At 68.9% G+C, this 21471-nt stretch carries 20 protein-coding genes and 1 riboswitch; of the genes, 14 read left to right on the forward strand and 6 right to left on the reverse strand.

Annotation, left to right across the window (positions count from 1 at the left end):
- The first annotated feature begins 4 nt into the window (after nucleotides 1-4).
- Both pta and BEMPMBAN_RS09185 read left to right on the forward strand, forming a co-directional pair.
- A complete protein-coding gene (gene pta / locus BEMPMBAN_RS09180; RefSeq protein ID WP_159230316.1) occupies nucleotides 5-2059 on the forward strand; it encodes a phosphate acetyltransferase in 2055 nt (684 codons plus the stop codon).
- A gap of 4 nt (nucleotides 2060-2063) precedes the next feature.
- Entirely contained in the window at nucleotides 2064-3269 is a 1206-nt protein-coding gene (locus tag BEMPMBAN_RS09185) for an acetate kinase (RefSeq protein WP_159230056.1), read from the forward strand.
- Here BEMPMBAN_RS09185 and BEMPMBAN_RS09190 read toward each other — a convergent pair.
- The 4 genes from BEMPMBAN_RS09190 to glnX all read right to left on the reverse strand — a co-directional run bounded on the left by BEMPMBAN_RS09190 (nucleotide 3204) and on the right by glnX (nucleotide 8554).
- Nucleotides 3204-3668 (reverse strand): STAS domain-containing protein, encoded by a 465-nt coding sequence (locus tag BEMPMBAN_RS09190; RefSeq protein WP_159230057.1) that lies wholly within the window; start codon nucleotides 3666-3668, stop codon nucleotides 3204-3206. The two genes, BEMPMBAN_RS09185 and BEMPMBAN_RS09190, sit on opposite strands and share 66 nt — an antisense overlap.
- A gap of 306 nt (nucleotides 3669-3974) precedes the next feature.
- The gene (locus tag BEMPMBAN_RS09195; RefSeq protein ID WP_159230058.1) at nucleotides 3975-6263 is read right to left on the reverse strand and encodes a serine/threonine-protein kinase PknG; all 2289 of its coding nucleotides are present in this window, start codon (nucleotides 6261-6263) and stop codon (nucleotides 3975-3977) included.
- A complete protein-coding gene (locus tag BEMPMBAN_RS09200) occupies nucleotides 6263-7225 on the reverse strand; it encodes a glutamate ABC transporter substrate-binding protein (protein WP_159230059.1) in 963 nt (320 codons plus the stop codon). The genes BEMPMBAN_RS09195 and BEMPMBAN_RS09200 overlap by 1 nt, the downstream gene beginning before the upstream one ends.
- Before the next feature lie 9 nt (nucleotides 7226-7234).
- On the reverse strand, nucleotides 7235-8554 hold the full coding sequence (glnX, locus tag BEMPMBAN_RS09205; protein WP_159230060.1) for a protein kinase G-activating protein GlnX: 1320 nt from the start codon (nucleotides 8552-8554) through the stop codon (nucleotides 7235-7237).
- Between the two features lie 135 nt (nucleotides 8555-8689).
- Here glnX and BEMPMBAN_RS09210 point away from each other — a divergent pair, with 135 nt between their 5' ends.
- A complete protein-coding gene (locus BEMPMBAN_RS09210; protein WP_200845925.1) occupies nucleotides 8690-9181 on the forward strand; it encodes an NUDIX hydrolase in 492 nt (163 codons plus the stop codon).
- Here the strand turns inward: BEMPMBAN_RS09210 and thiE are convergent.
- On the reverse strand, nucleotides 9165-9851 hold the full coding sequence (thiE, locus tag BEMPMBAN_RS09215; RefSeq protein ID WP_159230062.1) for a thiamine phosphate synthase: 687 nt from the start codon (nucleotides 9849-9851) through the stop codon (nucleotides 9165-9167). The two genes, BEMPMBAN_RS09210 and thiE, sit on opposite strands and share 17 nt — an antisense overlap.
- 37 nt (nucleotides 9852-9888) lie before the next feature.
- A riboswitch (TPP riboswitch) is annotated at nucleotides 9889-9997 on the forward strand.
- On the opposite strand from thiE, the gene thiO reads away from it, so the two are divergent.
- The 8 genes from thiO (at nucleotide 9988) to BEMPMBAN_RS09255 (ending at nucleotide 16528) form a co-directional block, all read left to right on the forward strand.
- The gene (thiO, locus tag BEMPMBAN_RS09220) at nucleotides 9988-11034 is read left to right on the forward strand and encodes a glycine oxidase ThiO (protein WP_159230063.1); all 1047 of its coding nucleotides are present in this window, start codon (nucleotides 9988-9990) and stop codon (nucleotides 11032-11034) included. Its footprint overlaps the riboswitch before it by 10 nt.
- Nucleotides 11031-11258 carry a sulfur carrier protein ThiS gene (gene thiS, locus BEMPMBAN_RS09225; RefSeq protein WP_159230064.1) on the forward strand — a complete coding sequence of 76 codons (228 nt, stop codon included), beginning with the start codon at nucleotides 11031-11033 and terminating at the stop codon, nucleotides 11256-11258. The genes thiO and thiS overlap by 4 nt, the downstream gene beginning before the upstream one ends.
- A 13-nt stretch (nucleotides 11259-11271) precedes the next feature.
- Complete coding sequence (gene thiG, locus BEMPMBAN_RS09230; protein WP_159230317.1) at nucleotides 11272-12030, forward strand: thiazole synthase; 759 nt, start codon at nucleotides 11272-11274, stop codon at nucleotides 12028-12030.
- A complete protein-coding gene (locus tag BEMPMBAN_RS09235; RefSeq protein ID WP_234897379.1) occupies nucleotides 12030-12797 on the forward strand; it encodes an SGNH/GDSL hydrolase family protein in 768 nt (255 codons plus the stop codon). Before thiG ends, BEMPMBAN_RS09235 begins: the two co-directional genes overlap by 1 nt.
- On the forward strand, nucleotides 12794-13708 hold the full coding sequence (locus tag BEMPMBAN_RS09240; protein WP_159230065.1) for an ABC transporter ATP-binding protein: 915 nt from the start codon (nucleotides 12794-12796) through the stop codon (nucleotides 13706-13708). The genes BEMPMBAN_RS09235 and BEMPMBAN_RS09240 overlap by 4 nt, the downstream gene beginning before the upstream one ends.
- Nucleotides 13696-14433: an ABC transporter permease gene (locus BEMPMBAN_RS09245; protein ID WP_234897380.1), complete on the forward strand. Its 738-nt coding sequence runs from the start codon at nucleotides 13696-13698 to the stop codon at nucleotides 14431-14433. The genes BEMPMBAN_RS09240 and BEMPMBAN_RS09245 overlap by 13 nt, the downstream gene beginning before the upstream one ends.
- Nucleotides 14434-14501: 68 nt before the next feature.
- Entirely contained in the window at nucleotides 14502-14798 is a 297-nt protein-coding gene (locus tag BEMPMBAN_RS09250; RefSeq protein ID WP_159230066.1) for a hypothetical protein, read from the forward strand.
- The gene (locus BEMPMBAN_RS09255; RefSeq protein WP_159230067.1) at nucleotides 14795-16528 is read left to right on the forward strand and encodes a hydroxysqualene dehydroxylase; all 1734 of its coding nucleotides are present in this window, start codon (nucleotides 14795-14797) and stop codon (nucleotides 16526-16528) included. Before BEMPMBAN_RS09250 ends, BEMPMBAN_RS09255 begins: the two co-directional genes overlap by 4 nt.
- Nucleotides 16529-16541: 13 nt before the next feature.
- On the opposite strand, the gene BEMPMBAN_RS09260 is transcribed toward BEMPMBAN_RS09255, so the two are convergent.
- Complete coding sequence (locus BEMPMBAN_RS09260) at nucleotides 16542-19325, reverse strand: helix-turn-helix transcriptional regulator (protein WP_159230068.1); 2784 nt, start codon at nucleotides 19323-19325, stop codon at nucleotides 16542-16544.
- 99 nt (nucleotides 19326-19424) lie between these two features.
- Here BEMPMBAN_RS09260 and BEMPMBAN_RS09265 point away from each other — a divergent pair, with 99 nt between their 5' ends.
- From BEMPMBAN_RS09265 to BEMPMBAN_RS09275, 3 genes are read left to right on the forward strand one after another with little or no spacing between them, the layout of a single operon-like run.
- A complete protein-coding gene (locus BEMPMBAN_RS09265; RefSeq protein ID WP_159230069.1) occupies nucleotides 19425-19760 on the forward strand; it encodes a hypothetical protein in 336 nt (111 codons plus the stop codon).
- The gene (locus tag BEMPMBAN_RS09270) at nucleotides 19757-20575 is read left to right on the forward strand and encodes a DUF5995 family protein (RefSeq protein WP_159230070.1); all 819 of its coding nucleotides are present in this window, start codon (nucleotides 19757-19759) and stop codon (nucleotides 20573-20575) included. The genes BEMPMBAN_RS09265 and BEMPMBAN_RS09270 overlap by 4 nt, the downstream gene beginning before the upstream one ends.
- The gene (locus BEMPMBAN_RS09275; protein ID WP_159230071.1) at nucleotides 20572-21471 is read left to right on the forward strand and encodes an alpha/beta fold hydrolase; all 900 of its coding nucleotides are present in this window, start codon (nucleotides 20572-20574) and stop codon (nucleotides 21469-21471) included. Before BEMPMBAN_RS09270 ends, BEMPMBAN_RS09275 begins: the two co-directional genes overlap by 4 nt.

The following is a 21471-nucleotide window of genomic DNA, read 5'->3' on the forward strand; positions in this document are numbered from 1 at the left end:
TCCGATGTCCGCCATCTACGTAGCGTCACCGGAGGGTGATACCGGGAAATCGACCATTGCGCTGGGCATCCTGCACCGGCTTGCCGCGACGGTCGCCAGGGTCGGGGTCTTCCGGCCGATCACCCGGCTGGGTGAGGGACGCGACTACATCCTCGAACTGCTGCTCGATCACACGACCGCAGGCCTGGCCTACGAGGACTGTGTCGGGGTCAGCTACCAGCAGTTGCACGACGACCCCGACGCCGCGCTCGCCGAGATCGTCGACCGTTTCCACCAGGTCGCCGACCAGTGTGACGCGGTCCTGGTCGTGGGCAGCGATTACACCGACGTCGCAGCACCCAGCGAGCTGTCCACCAACGCCCGCATCGCCGCGAACCTCGGGGCGCCGGTGGTGCTCGCCGTCAAGGCCAAGGGCCGCACCCCCGTTCAGGTCGCGCAGGTGGTCGAGGTGTGCATGGACGAGATCGCCGCGCAGCATGCCAGAACCGCCGCGGTGGTGGTGAACCGGTGTGAGCCCGGAAAAATGGTCGATGTCGCTGCGGCGCTGCAGAATCTGGGTCCCAGGACCTATGTGTTGCCCGAGGAGCCACTGCTGGTCGCGCCGTCGGTCGCCGAACTGCAGGCCGCGGTCGAGGGCACGGTACTGCGGGGTGATCCCGAACTGCTGACCCGCGAGGTGCTGGATGTCCTGGTAGCCGGGATGACGGCGGAGCACGTGTTGGAGCGGTTGACCGAAGGTGTTGCGGTGGTCACCCCCGGGGACCGCTCCGATGTGGTGCTGGCCGTACTCAGCGCCCATGCCGCAGAAGGCTTTCCGTCGTTGTCCTGCGTCATCCTCAACGGCGGTCTGGCGTTGCATCCGTCGATCGAGTCGCTGGTGTCGGGTCTGGGTCTGCGGCTGCCGATCATCGAGACGCGGTTCGGCACCTTCGAGACGGCCAGCAGGGTCGCCGCGACCCGCGGCCGGGTGACCACCGGGTCGCACCGCAAGGTCGACACCGCGCTGGCGTTGATGGACACCCATGTCGACACCGGGGATCTGTTGGCGCAGTTGGCCATTGCCACCCCTTCTGCGGTGACACCGCAGATGTTCACCTACCGGTTGCTCGACCGGGCTCGCGCGGACCGCAAGCGCATCGTGTTGCCCGAGGGCAACGACGACCGCATCCTCAAGGCCGCGGGTCGGCTGCTGCAGCGCCAGGTTGCCGACCTGACGATTCTCGGCGAGGAGACGCAGGTGCGCGCCCGCGCCGCAGAGCTCGGGGTCGACCTGTCCAGTGCCGTGGTGCTCGACCCGCAGACCAGCGAGTTGTGCGACCAGTTCGCCGAGCAGTACGCGACATTGCGCGCCCACAAGGGGGTGACCGTCGAGCAGGCCCGCGAGATCATCCACGACGTCTCGTATTTCGGCACCATGCTGGTGCACAACAACATGGTCGACGGCATGGTGTCCGGGGCCAGGCACACCACCGCGCACACCGTGCGCCCGTCGTTCGAGATCATCAAGACGATGCCCAATGTCTCCACGGTGTCCAGCATCTTCCTGATGTGCCTGGCCGACGAGGTACTGGCCTACGGAGACTGTGCGATCGTTCCGGACCCGACCGCCGAACAGCTCGCCGACATTGCGATCTCCTCTGCCCGTACCGCCGCACAATTCGGCATCGATCCGCGGGTGGCGATGCTCTCGTACTCGACCGGGTCCTCCGGCACCGGTGCCGACGTCGACAAGGTCAGGAAGGCAACGGAATTGGTGCGGTCCCGCGAACCCGATCTGCTGGTGGAGGGCCCGATCCAGTACGACGCCGCGGTGGAACCGTCGGTGGCGGCGACGAAGATGCCGGAGTCGAAGGTGGCGGGGCACGCGACGGTGCTGATCTTCCCCGACCTCAACACCGGCAACAACACCTACAAGGCGGTCCAGCGCAGTGCGGGCGCCATCGCCATCGGCCCGGTGCTGCAGGGGCTGAACAAGCCCGTCAACGACCTGTCCCGCGGTGCGCTCGTCGAGGACATCGTCAACACTGTCGCCATCACCGCGATCCAGGCTCAGGGGTGAGGTCATGACACGCACCGTCCTCGTCCTCAACTCCGGCTCGTCGTCGGTGAAACTGCAGTTGGTGGACCCGGACTCGGGAGCGTCGCTGGCCGAGGGGATCGTCGAACGGATCGGGGAGGATTCCTCGTCGGCCGAACTCACGGCCGGGCAGACGACGGTCTCCCGCGAGCAGCGGGTGGCCGATCACGACGGGGCGCTGCGCCTTGCCTTCGAGTTGTTCGAGGAGACCGGGACCCGGCTCGAGGATCTCGGCCTCGTCGCGGTCGGGCACCGCGTCGTGCACGGCGGTCCCGACCTGTACCGGCCCACGGTCGTCGACGACGCGCTGATCGTGCGGCTCGAGGAGTTGGCGCCCCTGGCTCCGCTGCACAACCCGCCGGCGATCCTCGGCATCGAGGTCGCCCGCAAGGCGCTGCCCGATATCCCGCACGTCGCCGTGTTCGACACCGCCTTCTTCCACGACCTGCCGCCCGCGGCCGCCACGTACGCCATCGACCACGAGATCGCCACCCGGTGGAACATCCGGCGGTACGGCTTCCACGGCACGTCGCACCAGTACGTCAGCGAGCAGGCCGCGGCGTTCCTCGGTGTGCCGCAGGACTCACTGAGCCAGATCGTGCTTCACCTCGGCAACGGGGCCTCGGCCTCGGCAATCGTCGGCGGCAGGCCGGTGGAGACCTCGATGGGGCTCACCCCGATGGAGGGGCTGGTGATGGGGACCAGATCCGGCGACATCGACCCCGGCGTGATCACCTACCTGTGGCGCACCGCCGGCATGAGCGTCGAGGACATCGAGTCGATGCTGAACCGCCGCTCAGGCGTGCGGGGTCTCGGCGGCGAGGTCGACTTCCGGGTGCTGCGCCGGCGGATCGATTCCGGATCCGAATCAGACCGGGCAGCAGCACAATTGGCCTATGACGTGTACATCCACCGGTTGCGGAAATACATCGGCGCCTACTTCGCCGTCCTCGGGACCGTCGACGTCATCACGTTCACAGCGGGCGTCGGTGAGAACGACGCCGCGGTCCGCCGCGATGCGCTCTCTGGTCTGGCGGCGTTCGGGATCGAACTCGACGAGCACCTCAACGACAGCCCGGCGAGAGCGGCCAGGCGCATCTCCCCGGACGGCTCCCCGACGACGGTGCTAGTGATTCCCACCAACGAGGAGCTTGCGATCGCCCGGGCGTGTGCGCAGGTACTTGGCGGCTGAAGGGTCGCGGGCCACGGGGAGTTCGCGGGCCGGGTCGCAGATCCGTAGCAGCCGCCCGACGTGCGGGCCGGCCAGCAGCGACCACGGGACGCCGACCCGGGAGCACATGACGTTGATGTTGGACAGCGCGGCAAACCCGGACGCGGCGAAGAACTCCACGGTCTGCAGGTCGAGGATCAGCTGTCGGGACCCGAAGATCCGTCGTTCGACGTAGCGGGCGAGCGCGCAACTGTTGGTCGCGTCGATTTCCCCGTGAATGGTGACGAGCACTTTGGACGGCGGCAGCTGGCACGCCGAGAAGGTGGCGCGGTGGTGTTCTTCGCGCAGATCGAACGATGTCGGGTCCGGGCGGTACACCCGCTGCGTGCTCGGAGCCGGCAGTGATTCAGGTATGGACATGGTGGCCTCCGTCAGCCGAAACCTGGAATTCGTACTGTGGATGCCGTCAGGGAAGCTGGCCCTGGCTTCTCAAAGCCGTCGATGACGTCACCAAGTTGTTCTGCTGTACTGGCTGGCCCATCAACCAGGTTGGCCCACGATACTACGGAATCCGTGGCTTGACCATAAGTCTGCCGGAACGGACAGAAACCTCTCTAGCTGCGATTTTGCTGCACTGTCTAGATAATTTTTGTGAGGTCCGGCAGCTGCATTGTCATAATTGACACATCAGCAACTGATTCCGCAATTGCTGGCGTGGCGCCCGGCTCAGAACGTGGACATCGGACGCACGCTGTTGGCGAGGTCGATCAGCGCGTAGCGATGCGCCTGGGTCGGCGCGACCCTGGCGAGGTTGCGCAGCGACGACTCGACGCCCAGCTGCAGGCCGTGCTCGGTGAACGGGAACCCGAGGATGTGGTTGGTGCTGGCGGTGTTGTCCGCGAGCCAGTCCATCGCGGTTCCGAGAACCAGCGCCCGGATCTGGAGCACCCGGGGCTCGGTGTCGGGCAGCGCCTCCACCCGGCGGGCGGCGTTGCGGATCTGCTGCTCGGTGATCTCACTCGCGGAACGGCCGGACAGCAACGTGACCGCACTGGTCAACCGTGCCGTCGTGAAGTGCCTCGAGGTGGCCGGCACCTCGTCGAGGGTGCGGACCGCGGCATCGCGCGCGCCCTGGGCGGACTGGGCCCGCGCCAGCCCGAATCCGGCCGAGATGATGCCGTGGTCGGTGGACCAGACGGTGTCGTAGAACTTGCGTTCGGGCGCGATCGACGCGTCCGCGCCGGCCAGCTCGGCGGTCGCCGCCAGCGCCAGCTTCGGCGCCAGCTCGCCGGGGAGGGTGTCGAGCACCTCGGTGAAATGTTTGATCGCCGAGTCATAGTCGGCGGTGAGCAGCTCGGAGACGGCGCGGAACCACACCAGCCGCCACGGCCAGCCCGCCCGTTCGGCGAGGTCGTCGAGCTTGCGGGTGGCTTTGGCGACGTCACCGAGGTCCAGCAGCGCGCGCACCTCCATCAGCGGCAGCTCGATCGACTCGGACAGGTCGATCCCTTCGGAGTCCAGAGCCCCGTGGCGCGCGGCCCGCAACGAATCCAGCGTCTGCACCGGCTCGCTGAGCACCGTCGCCGACAGCACGGCCGCGCCGACGTCGGTGGGATCGACCAGCGGAACCTGCAGGGCCCTGACGATCTCCTGCGCGGTGAGCTTCTCCGAGTGGACCTGGCCGTCGAGGTAGACATCGGTGTGGGCGACCAGCAGATCCACCCCGAACGTCGACCGTGACGGGCTGAAAACCGTTGACAGGCCGGGGCGCGGCACCCCGGTGTCCTGTGCCACGACTTCGCGCAGCACACCCATCAGCTGGCTGGACATCTCCTCGGCGGTGCGGAAGCGCCGCCGAGGGTCGGGGTCGGTCGCACGGCGCAACAACCGGCCGAAGGAATCGTATTCGGCCAGCACCGGATCGTCCTCGGGCAGTCCGTCGACGTAGCGACCCTTGCGGGTCCGCAGATGCAACGTCAGCGCCGCCAGGGTGCGGCCGACCGTGTAGATGTCGGAGGCGATGGTCGGACCGGTGCGCACGATCTCCGGCGCCTGGTAGCCGGGGGTGCCGTAGAGATATCCGAAAGAGTTGACCGGCGAGACCGCGCCGAGGTCGATGAGCTTGAGCTGGTCCTCGGTCACCATGATGTTCTCGGGCTTGAGGTCGTTGTACACCAGCCCGTTGACGTGCAGATAGCCCAGCGCGGGCAGGATCTCGAGCATGAAGCCGATGGCTTCGGCGACCGGGAGCCGGGTGCCCTCGGTCTGCTTGAGACGGGTGGCCTGTTTGAGGGACGACCCACCGACGTACTCCATGACGATGTAGCCGACGGGGTTGCCGTGCTTGTCGTCGTGTTCGACGAAGTTGTAGATCTTGACGATGCCGGGGTGGGTCACCTCGGCGAGGAACTGCCGCTCGGCCATCGCGATGGCCTGCGCCTCGGCGTCACCGGAGTGCACCAGGCCCTTGAGCACCACCGGGCGGTCGTTGACGTTCTTGTCGAAGGCCAGATACACCCAGCCCAGCCCGCCGTGCGCGATGCAGCCCTTGATCTCGTACTGGTCGGCCACGATGTCGCCGACACCCAGTTGTGGCAGAAAGGAGTACGCGCTGCCGCAGTGCGGGCACCAGCCCTCCGACAGTGCCCGCCCATCTGCTGTCGACCGGCCGACGGGCCGCCCGCAGTTCCAGCAGAACCGCTTGTTCTCCGCCACCACCGGGTCGGTCATCAGCGCCGCCAACGGATCCACGGCGGGCACCCGCGGGATCTCCACCAGGCCGCCCCCGAGCCGGCGGGTCGGCGACACCGTGCGGGTCAGCGTCGTCGGCTGGTCCTGCGGTTCGGTGTCACCGGTCTGCAGCGAGTCGCTGTCGTCGTCGTCGAAGTTGGGGCGGAACACTGCCTGTGTGGACATCGGGCGCATCGTCGGCGCCGACTCCATGTCGAGTTCGTCCAGGCTTGCCGGCTGGGTGCCCGGGTCGTCCTCGTGGTCCTCTGGCGGCGCTGCGCTCATCAGTCCGAGTACCTTGCCGGCGGCGCCTGTGGTGTTGGACCCAGCACCGTCAACCACTTGCGGTACAACGTGTTCCAGGTGCCGTCCCGGCGGATGCGTTCGAGGGTGCCGTTGACGAACCGGACCAGGCCGGGGTTGTCCAGGGCCACCCCGATACCGTACGGCTCCTCGCTGAGTGAGGGCCCGACGATGTGCAGATACGGATCCTGGGCCACCAGCCCGGCCAGTATCGAGTCGTCGGTGCTGACCGCGTCGACCTGGCGCTGTTGCAGCGCGACCAGGCAGTCGGCCCACGTGACCGCGCCGACGACGATCGGCGGCGGCGTGATCTCCTGGATCCGCTGCAGCGACGTGGTGCCCTTGGCGACGCAGACCCGCTTTCCGGACAGGTCGGACGGGGTCCTGATCGGCGAGTTGCGCGGCGCCAGGATCCGTTGGTCGGCGGTCAGGTACACCGTGGAGAAGTTGACCTGCTCCTTGCGCTCACACGTGATGGTCATGGTCTTGACCACCACGTCGACCTCGTTGTTCTGCAGCGCCTCGACACGGTCTGCCGACGACAAAATCCGGTACTCCACCTGCGACGGGGTGCCGAAGATGTCGCGCGCGATCTCTCCGGCGATGTCGACGTCGAACCCGGTGATCTCGCCGGTGATCGGGTCGCGGAAGCTGAACAGGTTGCTGCCGATGTCGAGCCCGACCACCAACCTGCCGCGGTCTCTGATGTTGGCGACCGCCTCCTGCGCCTCCGCTTCGGTGTCGAACGGGCGCAGGCTGGCCGTCAGGTCGCAGCCGTCCTGGGCCGTCGGTGCCCGCGCCGGCTCCGGCGGCAACTCCTCCATCCCGGCCGGCGTCGGTGGCGCCAGCGTGACGTTGGGTGTGGAAGCCGTCGGCGCGGCCTCGGCGCACCCGCTCAGCAGCAGCGTCGCCGCCGCCAGAAACGTTCCCAGTGTCCTGTTCATGTGCCCCCGCTACCGATACTCGCTCAGTCTCGGCCAGATTCCCAACGCCACGGCGATGGCCGCCGCGACGCTGAGCGCGGCGGCACCGACCGTGGCGCCCGAGAGCACCCGGCGGGCATTGACGATGTCGCCGCGCAACTGGTTGCGGCTCTGCTCGATGCCCTTGGTCAACGCCTCGTCGAGCTTGTCGAACGCGGGCGTCGCGTCGTCCTCGCCGCCCCCCAGCGCGACCTGCGTCGCCGCCTGGTAGTTGCCGACCGCGATGTACGCGGTGATCCGATCGTCGGCGGCACGCCACCGGTCGAGCAGTTCATCGGCGTCGGTGAGGTCGGTCTTGTCGATCGCGTCGTCCCGCGCCATGTATCGGGCCAACTGCTCCTGCATCGCCTCGATCCGCTGGTAGTACGACTGCTTGCGGATGTTCTCGTCGCCGCGGCGGATCAGCGACAGGGTCTCGTCGGCGCGGGCCTGCTGGGCGGTGATCGCCAGGTTGGTGACGGTCTTGAGCGACTCGGCCGCGGTGTCCTTGGCGCTTCGGCTGTCCGACGTCGAGATCACCAGCGCGGTACCCACCCAGATCAACATGATCAGCACCGCCAGCCCGCCGGCGACGAACCCGATGTTGACCCGTCTTCGGGTGCGCTTGGCCAGCCACCGGTTGGCGAACACCCCGAACAGCAGTGTCGCCACCACTACCAGGATCACCGGGCCGGGGATCTCGGTCGAGGCGGTGGTCTCGGCGTCCACCCGCGCCGAGGTCTCCTCGTAGAGCCGTTGGGCATCGGGCAGGATCTGCTGCTGCATCATCGACGACGCTTCGGACAGATACGACGAACCGACCGGGTTGCCCGCCCGATTGTTGGTGCGCGCGGTCTCGACCAGCCCGGTGTACACCGCCAGTCGGGCGTTGATGCGGCCGAGCAACTGCACCATAGGCTCATCGGTGAGCCCGCTCGATGCCCGCGTCGCCGCCACCGCGGCGTCGGTGATCGCCTGCTCGTAGCGCTGCCGCACCGCGCGCGGTTCGACGCCGGCGATGAACGCGGTGGCCGCCGCGGCGTCGGCGACCGACAACGTGGTGTAGAGCTGTCCGGCGGCGAACGACAACGGCTCGGTGTGATCGAGAACGGTGGTCAACGCCTGCTGCCGGTTGTTGATCGTCGTCGACGTCGCGAACGCGCTGCCGATCACCAGTGCGGCCAACACGAATCCGATACTCAGGATGCGGCCGGGTGTCGTCCACAGGAACCACCACCGTGGATGCGACGGCGTTGTCGGTGACCGCGACGCAAGAGGTTCGGTCGAGGGATGCGCCAACTCCACAGTCACGGTTGCGCGGACCTCATCTTGGTCTCGATCTCTCTGGCTTTCGTATCGACTTCACCCAAACTCTATAAAAGAAGTCTAAGAGCAAGCCGTGCGAACTGTGTGCATTCGAGGACGGCGGTTCCCTATCCTGAACGCGTGCGCGGGGACGGTGACGGCTGGGTGGTGTCGGCCAATGGTGCGGCTTACTGGGGCAGGCACGGTGCGGCGGGACTGTTGTTGCGGGCACCCCGGCCTGACGGCTCGGCGGCGGTGCTGCTCCAGCATCGGGCGCCGTGGAGTCACCAGGGGGGAACCTGGGGGCTGCCCGGCGGCGCCCGCGACAGCCACGAGACACCCGAACAGGCCGCGATGCGCGAAGCACACGAAGAGGCCGGGCTTCCCGCCGATCAGCTGACCGTGCGCACCACGGTGGTGACGGCCGAGGTGTCGGGGTGGTCGTACACCACCGTCATCGCCGACGCCGAAGAGCTCCTCGACACCGTCCCCAACCGGGAGAGCGCCGAACTGCGCTGGGTGGCCGAGGACGAGGTGACCGATCTGCCCCTGCACCCGGGTTTCGCCGCGAGCTGGGAACGGCTGCGCAGCCTCGCCGCTTCGATCCCGCTGACGGTCATCCGCGAGAGCTGAGCAGTCCCCTGAGCTGCTCGGCAGCCGCCTTCGGGTCGTCGGCGGCCGTGATCGCGCGCACCACGACGATGCGGCGCGCCCCGGCGGCCAGCACGTCCGGCACCCGGGCGGCGTCGATGCCGCCGATGGCGAACCACGGCTTGTCGGTGCCGGTCGCGTCCTCGAGGGCGCGGGCGGCGCGGACCAGGTCCAATCCCGGCGCGGGGCGTCCCGGCTTGGTGGGGGTCGGCCAGCACGGTCCGACGCAGAAGTAGTCGACATCTTCGGCCATCGCGGCTCGCACCTGGTCGACGTCGTGGGTCGAGCGACCCACGGCGGTGTCCCCGACGATGGTCCGCGCAACCGGGAGCGGCAGGTCGTCCTGGCCCAGATGCAGGATGTCCGCACCGGCCGCCAACGCGATGTCGGCGCGGTCGTTGGCGGCGAGCAACGCGCCGTGGCGCCGCGCCGCATCGGCGATCGTCGCCAGTGCCTCGATCTCCTGCTGGGCCTCCAGCGGCCCGAACCGCTGCTCACCGGGGGAGCCCTTGTCCCTGAGCTGGATGATGTCGACCCCGCCGGCCAGTGCCGCCTCGGCGAACTCCGCAAGGTCACCGCGTTCGCGGCGGGCGTCGGTGCACAGGTACAGCGACGAGGACAGCAGCCTGGTGCGCGGCGAGGAGTCACTCACACTGCGAAACGCTAACCGCGTACCGACGTAGGCTGGTAACCGACCACACGGGAGTCCCGGGTACGGGGACTGAGAGTGAGCGCGCCGCTCTTACCGTCGCACCTGATCCGGATCATGCCGGCGAAGGGAGGAGAAGATGCCGACAACCCGCAGGACCGCCAGGACACTGGCCGTCGTCGGCGGCGGCGTCATCGGGCTGGCGGTCGCCCGCCGCGCCGCCCAGGACGGCTGGCAGACCCGGGTGCACCGGGCCGAACAACGCGGCGCCTCCTGGGTCGCCGGCGGGATGCTCGCGCCGCACAGCGAGGGTTGGCCCGGTGAGGAACGGCTGCTCCGGCTCGGCCTGGAGTCGCTCGAGCTGTGGCATCGGGGATTTCTGGACGGACTGCCGCCCGAGGTGGTGACCGCGCGCCAGTCGCTGGTCGTCGCGGTCGACCGCGCCGACGCCGCAGATCTGCGGACGGTCGGCGAGTGGTTGTCCGGTCAGGGCCATCCCGTCACGCTGACGAACTCCGCACGCGACATCGAACCGCTTCTCGCCCAAGGCATTCGGCACGGATTCGCCGCTGACACCGAGCTGGCGGTGGACAACCGGGCCGTCGTCGACGCGCTCGCCGCGCACTGCGAACGGCTCGGCGTGCAGTGGGCGCCACCGGTGGACGATCTCGCCCACCTCGACGCGGACACCGTCGTCATCGCCAACGGGATCGACGCGCCCGCGCTGTGGCCCGGGCTGCCGGTCCGCCCGGTCAAGGGCGAGGTGCTGCGGCTGCGGTGGCGTCGCGGATGTGTGCCGGTGCCCCAGCGGGTGATCCGCGCGCGGGTGCATGGCCGCCAGGTGTATCTGGTGCCCAGGGCCGACGGTGTGGTGGTCGGCGCGACGCAGTACGAACACGGCCGCGACACCGCCCCCGCGGTGGCCGGCGTGCGGGAACTGCTCGACGATGCCTGCGCGGTGGTGCCCGCGCTCGGTGAGTACGAGTTCGCCGAGTGCGCCGCCGGGCTACGGCCGATGACCGCCGACAACCTTCCGCTCGTCGGCAGGCTCGACGAGCGCACCCTGGTGGCGGCGGGGCACGGCCGCTCCGGGTTCCTGCTGGCCCCGTGGACGGCCGAGGCGATCGCCGCGGAGCTGCGCGGTGCGCCGCTACCGGACACCGACGAACTCGAGGTGGCGCGATGAAGGTCGTGGTCAATGATGAGACCGTGGAGATCGACGATCAGATGACAGTGGCAGGACTGCTGGAATCGCTCGGATTCCCGGAGAAGGGCATCGCGGTGGCAGTTCGAGGCGAGCGCAGCGACGGGAAGTACGACGACTGGTCGGTGATTCCACGGTCGCAGTGGAACATTGCGCTCAACGACGGCGCGAAGGTGGAAGTGGTGACGGCGGTGCAGGGTGGCTGAGACGGCAGTGGGAATCGGATCGGGCAAGTTGAGCATCGCGGGCCGCGAATTCGGCTCGCGGTTGATCCTCGGGACCGGCGGGGCGGCCAACCTCGCGGTGCTCGAGGACGCGTTGATCGCCTCGGAGACCGAGCTCACCACGGTGGCGATGCGCCGGGTCGACGCCGACGGCCGCACCGGTGTGCTCGAACTGCTGGCGCGGATCGGGGTCACCCCGTTGCCCAACACGGCGGGCTGCCGCGGTGCGGCCGAAGCGGTGATGACCGCGCAGTTGGCGCGCGAAGCCCTCCAGACGAACTGGGTGAAACTCGAGGTCATCGCCGACGAGCGGACACTGCTGCCCGACGGTGTCGAATTGATCAGGGCCGCAGAGCAACTGGTCGACGACGGGTTCGTGGTGCTGCCCTACACCAACGACGACCCGGTGTTGGCCCGCCGCCTCGAGGACACCGGCTGCGCCGCGGTGATGCCGCTCGGGTCGCCGATCGGCACCGGGTTGGGCATCGCCAACCCGCACAGCATCGAGATGATCGTCGAACAGGCCTCGGTGCCGGTGATTCTCGACGCGGGCATCGGCACCGCGAGCGATGCCGCACTGGCGATGGAACTCGGCTGTGACGCCGTGCTGCTGGCCAGCGCCGTCACCCGGGCCGCTGATCCGGCCGCGATGGCGGCGGCGATGGCGGCCGCGGTCAAGGGCGGTTACCTGGCCCGCCGGGCGGGTCGGATCCCGAAGCGGTTCTGGGCACAGGCCTCCAGTCCCGGGCTGTGATGAGCGCAGAACGCTATGTGGCGCTGGGTAGTTCGATGGCCGCCGGGCCCGGCATCCAGCCGCGGGAGGCGCGTTCGCCGCGGGCCGCCGGACGGTCTGCGGCCAACTATCCGCACCTCGTCGCGCGCTCACTGGGTCTCGACCTCGTCGACGTCACCTACTCGGGGGCGACCACCGCGCACGTCCTCATCGAATCCCAACGCGGGGTGCCGCCGCAGGTGGACGCGCTCGACGGCACCGAGGCGCTGGTGACGGTGACCATCGGCGGAAACGACGCCGGCTACGTCCCGATGCTGTTTGCGGCGGGGCTGCCCCGATTCGCACGGTCGGTCCCGTTCGTGGGTGCGCGGTTGCGCGAACTCCTCGACCCCGCAGCGCGAGACCGGGCCCTCGCGGAGGTCGGCGAGTCTCTGGTGGAGGTCGGACGGACGTTGCGCCGCCGTGCGCCGCACGCGACCGTGCTGTTCGTGGACTACCTCACGCTGCTGCCGCCCCCCGGCGTGGCGGCGCCCCCGCTGCGTGAGGCCGATGTTGCGCTGGGCCGGCGGGTGGCAGCCACCCTGGAGCGGCTGACGGCCGACGCGGCAGCGCAGACCGGGTGTGGTGTGGTGGGTGCCGCCGAGGCGAGCCGGGAGCACCACGCGTGGTCGGGCCGGCCGTGGACCACCCGGTTCGGCTGGCCGGTGCCGCGCCGCCCGGCGCCGCTGCACCCGAACGCCGAGGGGATGCGTGCGGTCGCCGAGATGGTGGTCGCCGCCGGTCCATGATCAAACTGTCCTCGCTGACCAAGACCTACGGAGCCACCCGCGCCGTCGACGATCTGACGTGCACCATCGAGCCCGGTGTGGTGACCGGATTCCTGGGCCCCAACGGCGCCGGGAAGACCACCACCATGCGGATCATCCTCGGGCTCGACCACCCGACGTCGGGGACCGCCACGATCGGTGGCAAGGCCTACCGGCAGCTCACCGAGCCGTTGCGCAGCGTGGGTGCGCTGCTGGACGCCCGGCAGGTGCACCCGAACCGGTCGGTGCGCAATCACCTGCGCTGGATCGCGGCGACGAACCGCATCCCGGCCGGGCGCATCGACGAGGTACTGGACATGGTCGGTCTGACCGCCGTCGCGGGCGCCAGGGCGGGCACGCTCTCGCTGGGCATGAGCCAGCGACTGGGAATCGCTGCCGCACTGATCGGCGACCCGCCGGTGCTGCTGTTCGACGAACCGGTGAACGGCCTGGACCCGGAGGGCATCCACTGGGTTCGCACCCTGATGCGCACGCTCGCGGGTGAGGGCCGCACCGTCCTGGTGTCCAGCCACCTGCTCTCCGAGATGGCGAACACCGCCGACCGGCTGGTCGTCATCGGCAGAGGCAAGCTGATCGCCTCCACCACGGTGACCGAGTTCATCGGCAGCTCCGGGCGGGCCACCGTGTGGGTGCGCAGCCCACAGCTGGGCAGGCTGCGCGAGGTCCTGTCCGCCTCCGGGCTGAGCGTGACAGCCGAGCCGGAGGCGTTGGCGGTGCACGAGGCCACCACCGACGCCGTCGGGGAACTGGCCGCCCGGCACTCGATCACGCTGCACGAACTGCGCGCCGAGCAGGTCTCGCTCGAGCAGGCCTACCTGTCGTCGACGGACGATGCCACCGACTACCGAGGGGGCCGCCCATGGCCCAGCTGACCACGATGGCCGCGGTGATCAACGCCGAGCGGATCAAGCTGACCACGGTGCGGTCACCGCTGTGGTCGACCGCGGCGGTGGTCGTGCTGAGCCTGGGCATCGCCGCGCTGCAGGCCGCCGCGGCCTACGACCACGAACGGCTGACGGCGCCGACCGCGGCGATGGGCGTCGCGGTGTTCGGGGTGCCGGTGCTGATGGTGGTCGCAGCGATGACGGTGACGGGGGAGTATCGCACCGGGATGGTGCGCACCACGTTCCTGGCCAGCCCGGGACGGACGCTGGTGCTTGTCGCCAAAGCTGTTGTGGCGGCGGTGTTCTCGGGTGTGGTTGCCGCACTCATGGTTCTCGGGTCGGTCCTGGTGGCCGGCGTCGACGTCGACGCGGCGGCGTGGCGCACCACTGTCGCCGTCGCGCTCTACGCGGCTTTGGCGGCGGTGCTCGGGGTCGGGGTCGCGGCGCTGCTGAGGCACACCGCAGGCGCGGTCACCGTGCTGCTGCTGTGGCCGCTTCTGGTCGAGCCACTGCTGGGCAACCTTCCGGGAAGGGGCCCACAGATCGGGCCGTACCTACCGTTCGCCAACGTCTTCGAGTTCCTGGACGTGCAGTGGCTGTTCCCCAGCTACGCGATGCACTGGGGCCCGGGCGGATCGCTGGGCTATTTCGTCGTGATCGTCGCCGCCGTGTTCGTGGCGGCCGTCGTCGCGGTCAATCGCCGTGATGCCTGAGGATGGCCCGCTGATGCGGGGGTAATCCCCGATTCCTGCGGTCGGAGTCCGGCCTAGCCTCGCCGGGTATGGGCGTGAGTGGTCTTGAGCCGGGCTACCTGGCCGAGTGGTACCGGGGAGACCTCACCGACGAAGCAGTCGCCGCGATGGTGGCGGCGCTGCGGTCGGCGACCGGGGGGACGCCGGGAGCCGACGCGACGGTCCGGCTGGTCGTGGTGCTCGCGGTCCCTTCCGACGAGGTGGTCTACGGGTTGTTCACGGCGGCATCGGCACTGGCCATCAGCGACGTGTGCGGCCGTGCCTCGCTGCCGCCGGACAGGCTCACCTCTGACATAGGCGCTTGGGTCGCTAGGGTCGGTCCATGACGACGGTGGCGATACTCGGTGGCGGCGTCGGGGGTCTGAGCGCAGCCCACGAACTCGCCGAACGCGGGTTCGCGGTGACGGTGTACGAGGCTCGTGACGTCTTCGGAGGCAAGGCCCGCTCCATGCCGGTCCCGGGATCGGGGACCGATGGCCGCGCCGATCTGCCTGCCGAGCACGGATTCCGGTTCTTCCCAGGCTTCTACCGCCACGTCACCGACACCATGAAACGCATTCCCGGCGCCAAGGGGACCGTCTATCACCACCTGACGCCGTGCAGCGAGATCCTGATGGCCCAGGGCGACGGACGCAGCGAGCTCGTCTCCCCGATCAAGGTTCCAGGATCGCTCACCGAGTTCGCGGACGGGCTGCGCTTCCTTCGTGACCTGACGACGCAGGTCGGTATCCCGCTCGATGAGCTGGCGGTCTTCGTCGACCGTGTTCTGACGATGATGACGTCGTGTGACGCGCGGCGGCTCGCCGAGTTCGAGTCGATGAGCTGGTGGGACTTCGTCGAGGCAGAGCACAAGTCCGATGCGTACAAGAAGTTCCTCGCCACCGGGATGACGCGCACCCTGGTGGCCGCCAAAGCCGAGGAGATGTCCGCGCGAACCGGCGGAACCATTCTGTGCCAACTGATCTACGACATGTTGCGCCTCGACGGCCGCCTCGACAACGTCCTCGACGGGCCGACCAGCGAGGTCTGGATCGACCCTTGGCTGGAGCACCTCGAACGCCTGGGCGTCACGCTGCAACCCGAGTGCACCGTCGCCGGAATCCACTGCGAAGCGGGACTCATCACCGGTGTCACCGTCGTGGCTCCAGACGGTGACCGGTACATCGAGGCGGACCACTACATCGCCGCGCTGCCCGTGGAGAGGTTCTGCGACCTCGTCTCGCGGTCGATGCGGTCGGCAGACCCTCGGCTCGGGCTCATCCGCCACCTGGAGTACGCCTGGATGAACGGGCTGATGTTCTACCTGGACACCGACGAGCCCCTCGAGCACGGCCACGCGATCTTCATCGACTCCGAGTGGGCGCTGACCGCGATCTCACAGAAGCAGTTCTGGCCCGACATCGATCTGACGCAGCGCGGTGACGGCCGGGTCGAGGGCATCCTCTCGGTGGACGTCTCAGCCTGGGACGTGCCCGGCCCCGTGACCGGGAAGGTCGCCTCCGCGTGCACGAAGGAGGAGATCCGGCAGGAGGTATGGGCTCAGCTGGTCCGGCACATCGATGACGGCCGGCTGGACGAATCGAACGTGCTGTCGTGGTTTCTCGACCCTGCCATCGAGTTCCCCAACCCGGGCAAGGCGACCAACGCCGAGCCGCTGCTGATCAACGTGAAGTCCTCGTGGGCCCACCGGCCCGACGCGGTCACCGCCATCCCGAACCTCTTCCTGGCAGCCGACTTCGTCCGCACCAACACCGATCTCGCGACGATGGAGGCGGCCAACGAAGCCGCCCGCGCTGCGGTCAACGGAATCCTCGATGCCACGAACTCGTCCCGTTCCCGGTGCACGATCCACGATCTTGCCGAGCCGCGGATCCTGTGGCCGTTCCGCCAACTGGACCGGGTGCTGTTCCGGCTCGGTCGCAAGACCGCCGAACCACCGTTCCGGCTGACCGCCACCGGTGACCTGAAACCCACCGGCCCGTTGGCCCGGGCACGCCTGGCCACTCTTCGGGTGCGCGGAAAAGGCGCGCTTCTCGCTGAGCCCCGTTCGCGCTGAATCCGGGCCGCCGCTAACGCAGTCGGTCCAGCCGCCGCCCCAACTCGGCGCGGGTCCGGATGCCGAGTTTCAGGTACACCCGGCTCAGATTGTGTTCCACCGTCTTGAGGCTGATGAACAACTTCGCGGCGATGTCGCGGTTCCGCAGACCGGACGCAGCCAGTTCGGCGACGCGCTGCTCGGACGGCGTCAGCGGGGATTCGGCACTGCGACCGGCGTTGGTACGGGCCAGTTCGGCGCGAGCCCGCTGCGCCCACAGCGTCGACCCCATCGCCTCGAAACTCTCGAGCGCGGCCCGCAGCGTCCGTCCGGCGGAGTCTTTGGAGCGTCTGCGCCGCTGCACCTGACCCAGGAACAGCTCGGAGCGGGATCGCTCGAACGGCATCGGCAGCCGCTCGTGCTCGGCCATCGCCTCCTCGGCCTTGGCGAGCGCCTCGTCGAGAGATCCGTTCGCAGCCAACAGCATTGCCCGGCACCTGGCACCGGTGGCCAGCATCCAGGCGCGGTCGAACCGCCGGCCGTGCGTCTCCAGCAGCGTGATCACGTCGTCGGCGTCGTCCAGGCGGCCGAGTGCCACCATGGCTTCGGCGGCGTCGGGAAGGAACCAGCCGTGCATCAGCTCGATTCCCGGAACCTGAGGTAGGCGGTCGACCAACGGCTGCAGCGTCGACGCCGCTTCGGCGTAGTCGCCGCGCGAGACGTCGAGAAATCCCAGGGTCATCCGGGGCCAGTCGGCCATCCGCGCCGCGCCGGATTCCGCCACCGCCTGCATCACCGCGGCACAGTCCGCGCGCGCGGCGGACTCGTCGCCCTGGTAGGCCGCAACCGCTGCTCTGACGGTCAGCGGGATCACCTCGACGTGGCTGCCACCGAGTTGTTGCGCGCGTTCAACCGACTCCTGCGCGGAACTCATTGCCTCACCGAGGTTTCCGCTCCACATGTCGATCAGGGCGTGGTAGGCGGCAACTCCCATCATGTTGCGGTCGTCGCCTCGCTGCAGACAGCGTTGACGGACCGCCGACAACTGCTTGCGGGCCACGGCGAGGTCTCCTGTCCACGCCGACACCATCGCCTGGATGACGCCGGCGCTGAAGGCCGTCGGCACGTCGTCGTCGACACATTCCAGCGCGACCGCACGCGCCAGACTGTCCTCGTCCACGCCGTAACCGTGGATGAACCTGGTGTGCACCCACATCGTCAGCGCCTGCGACGTCATCGACGGGTCACCGAGTTCCTCGGCCAGCGTCACCGCCCGCCGAGCGGTGCCGACCATCTCCTCCACCCAGTCGGCCGAGTCGGCACCGTCGGAGTGAGATCCCATGCCGCGGGCCAGCGACAGGGACATCAGTGTCTGCACCAGGATCGGCGGCGTGTCCCGGGCGTCCTCGGCAGCACGGTTCAGCAGCGCGATCGCTTCGGTGAAGCGGTTGTCGTAGATGTGGACCGCCGCGCGCAGGTTCAGCGCGATCGCGCGCAGCCAGCCCGGACGCAGATCGCCGAGGCACGCATCGAGCAATGCCTGCGCCCTGGCGGTGTCACCGGCCCGGAAGTGATCACCGGCCGCGCGGACCCGGCGCAGCGGTTTGTCGCCGCCCAAGTGGATCGCCAGCTCCAGCAGCTCGGCCGCGGCCGCCGGGGCACCCCGTTGCCGTGCGGCATCGGCCGCAGCGTCGAGCGTGCTCAGGGTGGTGTCGTCGGCGGACGTGCCGGCCAACGCGAGGTGGCGTGCCTTGAGCTCGGGCTGTGTCTCGACGGCGGCGAGCGCACGGTGGATCACCCGCCGGCCGGCAGGGGTGGCGTCGGAGTACACCCCACGCGCCAGCAGCGGATGGGTGAATCTCACCTGGTTCCCGTTGATCGTGATGATCCCGTCGGTCTCCACGGTTTCGAGCAGCTCGACGATGTGGTCGGTGGTGGTGGTGTTGACGCGGGCCAGCAGGTCCACGGTGGGAGCGGCGACCGAGGCCACCGCCAGCAACAGATTGCGGACGTCGCCGTCGAGACGCCCGATCCGGGCCCGCACCAGCTCGGCCAGTGTCTGCGGGAGCCCAGGCTCGGGGCTGAGTTTCTGCCCGTCGAGCGCGCGTGCGAGCTCGAGAGCGTAGAACGGGTTGCCGCCGGAGATCTCGCTGATGCGAACCATCGTCGCGCGAGGTAGAGCGTGTCCGAGCCGGGTCAGGATCAGGCCGTGCAGACCGCCGAGGCTCAGCGGACGCAGCCGGGTCCGGGCTGTCGCCGCTGCGACACCGAGCTGCAGCCACGACGACGTGGTTCCCTGGTCAGGGTCGCAGCGCTCGGTCGCCAGGATGCCGATGGGGCCCCTGAGCCGGCGCGCGACGAAGGCGATCACGGACTTGCTCGACGCATCGAGCCACTGCACGTCGTCGATGGCGATGACGACGGGGGCGCGTTCGGCGAGCTCCTCGACGACGACGCCGAACGCCGCCGCGGTCACCCGCTGATCGGTCGCCGGACCCTCGCCGTCGGCTCTGAGCAGGACGCGGTCCATCGCGAGGCGCTGCAGAGCCGGCAACGACTCGATCACCGCGGGGTCGACGTCGGTGAGCAGATCGGCCACCGCCGCGTAGGCGAGCACCGATTCGGCCTGACCGACCCGGGCGCAGAGCACCCGGATCCCTTTCTCCGCGCAGCTCGTAACGGCTTCTGACCACAGGGTGGTCTTGCCGATCCCGGCTTCGCCCTCCAGGACGAGGGCCGCCGGACCCGTGGCGACGGAGTCCAGGAAATCGGCGACCGCCTGTCGCTCGGGTGAACGGGCTCCCGCGCCGGTCGACATCGAAGCATCATGACAGGCAGCAAAAACGGTGACAACCGCAAGACAACCGCAACGACGAACGTTCACCGGTCTGCCACGTCCGCCAGAGAGGTCCGTGGTATGACGGGGCGTATGGACGACACCGCAGCCGAGGACTCGGATTGGAGACGTGCGGTCCTGGCCGACTCGGAGGCCGCGTTGGCTGAGCTGTGCGTCACGGTGGAGCAGGCCCTCGCCGAACCGGAGCCCCTGGCGGTCCCCGGCGTGAAGGCGCTGCTGACCGCCGTGGTCGGTGCCACGGCGCTGGCCGACGAGCGGACCCACGAGATCATCGCGTCGTTGCCGTCGGATGGCAGCCGGGACCACGCCGACGCACCGGACGGGGGCGTCCTGACCCAGTTCGGCGAGGCTGTCCTGGAGCGCTTCCGGCGCTCCGGGGGGCCAGTCGATCGATGACCGAGCCGTCCGACCTTCCCAGATGGAAGCTGCCCGAACTCCGTCGCGCGAACTCCGTCGACGACGTCATTGCGAACTTCGATGCCGTCATCGACTGGTCGATCGAGGCCGAGAACGGCATCGGCTACTTCGCCACGGTCTACAAGCGGGCGACCCTGGCCATCCGTGACAAGATCGCCGCCGGCGATTATTTCGACGACAACGCCCGGATGACCCGCTTCGACATCATCTTCGCGCAGCGCTACTTCGATGCGCTCAACGCGTACTTCCATCCCAGGGACTACGAAGCCCCCACCCACGTCTGGCAGTGGTGTTTCGACGGCCACGAGTACGAGACACCGGACCAGCCGATCATGCTGCAGCACATGCTCACAGCGGTGAATTCGCACGTGAACCTGGACCTCGGAATCGCCGCGATGATGGCGGCGCAGGACACCGGCCTGCGCTCGATGAGAGACGACTTCAACCGGATCAACGACCTGCTGGCCGGTGAGGTGACGCTGTTCCTGGACACCCTCGGCGAACTTTCGGGGAGAGTGAAGGTGATCCGCCGGATCCTGTTGTGTGAGGACCGAATCCTCAACCAGGTGTTGCGGGTCTTCCGGGATCTGGCATGGTCGTTCGCCAATCAGCTGGACATGCAGTCCGATCGGCGCCGGGATCACATCGGCGTCCACGACTCCTGGGCCGGTGTGCTCGGCTCGTACTATCTGCACCCCACCGACACCATCAACGGTCTGGTGCGGTGGATCCGCGAGGTGGAGAGCCAGGACATCGCCCACAACATCCGGGTGCTCGATGGCCGGGCCCGATGACCGATCCACAGACCCTGGTGCTGAGGCTGCCCCACCTCGACGTCACCGCGCTGTCCTGGGGACCCGCCGACGGCCGGCTGGTGCTGTGCCTGCACGGGTTCCCCGACAGCGCGTGGGGGTGGCGCACGATGGCGCCGATATTGGCCGAGCGGGGTCTGCGGGTGGTCGCACCCTTCTCCCGGGGATACGCACCGACCGGGCCCGCTCCCGACGGTGACTACCACATCGGTGCGCTGATGTACGACGTGCTGGCGGTGTACCGCGAGCTCGGAGCGCCCGCCGACGCGGTCGTGATCGGTCACGACTGGGGTGCGTTCACCAGCAACGCCCTCGCCGCGTATCCGGACTCTCCGTTCGCTGTCCACGTTTCGATGGCGGTGCCCCCGGTCGGGGCGCTGAACCAGACCCGCGGCTCCGTCGGCCGGCAGCTGAAGATGATGCCGCGCCAGCTGCGCAACAGCTGGTACATCATGTTCTTCCAGCTCCCCGGGTTGCCTGAACGGCTGCTGCCCCGCGTCATTCCCAGGCTGTGGCGCGACTGGGGACCACCCGGCTACCCGACCGAGTCCGAGCGCGACGAGGCGCTGGCCGCGCTGCCGAGTCCGGCGCACCGCCGCGCAGCTGTCGGCTACTACCGCGCGCTGGCCCGGCCCGGTCGGCCGGCGTCGCGATACGCCGAGCTGCACAAGTGGCGCTTCGAGATGCCGCAGGTGCCGATTCTGCATCTGCAGGGAGCGCAGGACGGCGCGATGATGGCCGGCTACGCCGAGAAGATCGTCACGGTGCTGCCGGAGGGAAGCCGGGTGCTGACCCTGCCGGCGGCGGGACACTTCCTCCAGATCGAGCAGCCGCAGGTCGCTGCCGACGCGGTCTTGGACTACCTGGACTCGCGCTAA

This window comes from Mycolicibacterium austroafricanum, assembly GCF_902705885.1.
Taxonomy (GTDB): domain Bacteria; phylum Actinomycetota; class Actinomycetes; order Mycobacteriales; family Mycobacteriaceae; genus Mycobacterium; species Mycobacterium vanbaalenii_A.